The organism is Candidatus Deferrimicrobiaceae bacterium, from assembly GCA_035256765.1.
Taxonomy (GTDB): domain Bacteria; phylum Desulfobacterota; class Deferrimicrobia; order Deferrimicrobiales; family Deferrimicrobiaceae; genus CSP1-8.
The window spans coordinates 1-2,727 of sequence record DATEXR010000162.1 but is presented as its reverse complement, the minus strand read 5'-3'; the positions used below and the strand labels follow the sequence as shown (position 1 = coordinate 2,727).

2 protein-coding genes are annotated in these 2,727 nt (G+C 62.8%); both read right to left on the bottom strand.

Annotation, left to right across the window (positions count from 1 at the left end; genetic code table 11):
- Positions 1-354: 354 nt before the first annotated feature.
- Positions 355-1,509, bottom strand: a complete 1,155-nt coding sequence (locus VJ307_05515; GenBank protein ID HJX73596.1) for a glycosyltransferase — start codon at positions 1,507-1,509, stop codon at positions 355-357.
- Between the two features lie 25 nt (positions 1,510-1,534).
- Positions 1,535-2,224: a tyrosine-protein phosphatase gene (locus VJ307_05510; protein ID HJX73595.1), complete on the bottom strand. Its 690-nt coding sequence runs from the start codon at positions 2,222-2,224 to the stop codon at positions 1,535-1,537.
- Between the last annotated feature and the right edge of the window lie 503 nt (positions 2,225-2,727).

The following is a 2,727-nucleotide window of genomic DNA, read 5'->3' as shown; positions in this document are numbered from 1 at the left end:
GATATGTGAATCGTAGTTTGTCCGATTCTCACATGTTTGTCTTATGGTTTAAAGGGGTTTCTGAAGAGGGGATGACAGGAATTTCCATGTTCGTCTGCGCCGACGATAGGGAAGAGGAGGGCTGCTCCCGATGGATCCCCATGTATTCCGGAATCATGTCGTGATCGTAAGTCCCGACAGGAAATTCCTTTTTCTGCCGCGCACGGGAGGGCGACTTTTCCCTTCCGGCCGTTGTGTTTCAGGGGCCGGATCGACCAGCCCGACATCACCGATCCCGCTACGCCGGTCGCAGCTGCTTCGGGCAACCTTTCATTAATCGTCGAACTCGCGGTGCCCTTCGAAAGACCGATTCGTTCATGTGGTCGGAGAGGGACCCTTTGGCGAGGTCCTCGCCCCGGAGACCAGGGACACGACGTCGGCCGCCGCATTCGGGCGGGCCATTTGGCGGACCGCCTGCCGCATCCGGTCGAACCGCTCCTTGTCCGACAGGAGGGAGTCGATCTTGTAGGCCAGAGCGGGGAGGTTGTTGCACCGCACGGCGACCCCCTCCTCGAGGAGATGGTCGCTGTTGCGCTCCTCCTGTCCCGGGATCGGGTTGATGATGACCATCACCAGGCCCGAGGCCAGCGCCTCGGAGCTGGTAAGCCCCCCCGCCTTCCCCACGAGGAGATCCGAGGCCGCCATCCACCGCTCCATCTCGGTCGTGAACCCCACGATCTTCACGGGGTGGTTGGGAGCCGGAAGATCCTCCAGGCGGCGCTTCAGGTCCGGGTTCTTTCCGCACACCACCGCCACCTGGATGGGGTGCCGGACCTCCTGCAGGGCGTTCGCAAGGGATTCCACGGGCCCCATCCCGAACCCCCCCGCGGAGACGAGGACCGTGGTGAGGTCCTGCTCGAGGCCCAGCGCACGGCGGGTTTCCGCTTTCTCTCTCGCCGCGGAGAAGGCCGGGTCGATGGGGATCCCCGTGACGTGGATCGTCTCCGGCGGAACCCCGAGCGCGGTCATGTGGACCTTCGTCTCCTCGCACGCGACGAAGTACCAGTCCACTCCCCTGTACAACCACATGGCGTGGAGGTCGAAGTCCGTGATCACGACCCCGACCGGGATGTCCAGGATCTTCTTCCTGCGCAGGTGGAGAAGGATCTCCGCCGGGAGGAAGTGGGTGCATACGGCCAGCCGCGGTCGCTCCTCCTTGAGCAGATTGGCGAGGGGCCGGGTGTTGAGCAGGTCGAGCGCGAGGCGGCGTTTCCTGTACATCCACGGGTGGTCCATGGCGTCGTAGACCAGCCCCAGGATCGCCGGCTGCCGGTTGACCAGTTCGAAGTACAGGTCCGAAAAGACCTTTTTGAAGAAGTAGGAGGAGTACTTCAGGACCTCCACATGCTTCGCGGCGATCCCCTTCGCCGCGAAGGCGGCTACCAGAGCTTCCGCCGACCGGACATGTCCCGCGCCGGCCGCCGCCGAGAGGACGAACACCCCCCCCGCCTTCGACCCGCCTCCCGTCATCCCTGAACCTCCATTCCCTATGGATTTACGGGCCGTCCCCGCCCGGGTCCCCTTCTGCTCCTCCCTGGTACCGGCGAACGAACTCTTTGAGCTGTGACCAGAACTCGTGGAAGCCGAAGGCCTCCATCTCCGCCTCCGCCTCCGCTTCGCTCCACCCGTCGACATCCATCCGGTAGACCGCCGCCACCACTCCCGTGCGGTCCACCCCGCGGGAGCAATGGACGAATACGGGCTGGTTCGCCGGGTCGGTCATCACCGACAGCGCCTTCCGCACCGCCGCCGGGTCGACATTCTTCCACACACTCATGGGGATCTCGACATATCGCATCCCCGCCGCCTCGACCGCCTTCCTCTCCCCGTGACGCGTGCGAAGGTTGACTACCGTCCTGACGCCCATCGCCTTCAGGGTGGCGTACCCCTCGGGCTTCGGCTGGGCGCCCCGAAAGATTCCGTTGGCCACGCGACCGACGTTAATGAGCCCCGGGAGACCGAAGAGACGCTCGGAAACGCGGACATTCCCGGGGAGAAAGACCGAATTGTCCCCAACCATTCCGCCGCGTGAAGAGGGGTTGCCGGGAGCGGCGGCAGGGCCGGGCGACACTCCCGGAGGTGCCAGCAGCCCGAACAGGAGAAGGAGGGCGGCAACCCGCATGCTCCGTCCCGCGAACGACCCCTTTCCCGTTGCGGTCAGTTCGATGACGATGGATTCCCCCATCCTCTACCCCTTATTGCCCATACGATACACGCTCCTCCGGGCGAGACAAGGAGGAAAGCGCGTCTCCCCTTTCTGACTTGCGCCGGGCATCAGATAGGAAATACCTTTTTCGCTCGTCGCGGCCGGGGAGGGGGCTCCCTCTTCCGGCCGTCTTCTTCAGACCGAATCGGCCTCCTCTCGGTCTTGTTCCCGTCTCGAGGTTGGGACGCCACGGCCCGAAGGAAGGTTTCCCTTGATCCGAATCCTCCGGCGCCCCTTCCTGCCATAGGACAACCACCGGTCCGAAAATCAGACAAACAGCGGCTCGCGTTTCGGACAGATACCGATACCGAAGGCAGGCGGACGGTATTACTATGAGAGGGTTCGCATCGGGAGGTGAATTTTCGCGGGACGTCCTTGTTTCAGCGAATAAGATAAAAGGAGACGAACATGAATGAAGATATTTTGAAAGGAAAGTGGAATGAAATCAAAGGGAGGGTCAAAGAGAAGTGGGGCAAACTCAC

What these genes read in the sequence shown, in the direction of transcription:
- VJ307_05515 (HJX73596.1), bottom strand. Translation starts at nt 1,509, where the DNA reads ATGACGGGAGGCGGGTCGAAGGCGGGGGGGGTGTTCGTCCTCTCGGCG.
- VJ307_05510 (HJX73595.1), bottom strand. Translation starts at nt 2,224, where the DNA reads ATGGGGGAATCCATCGTCATCGAACTGACCGCAACGGGAAAGGGGTCG.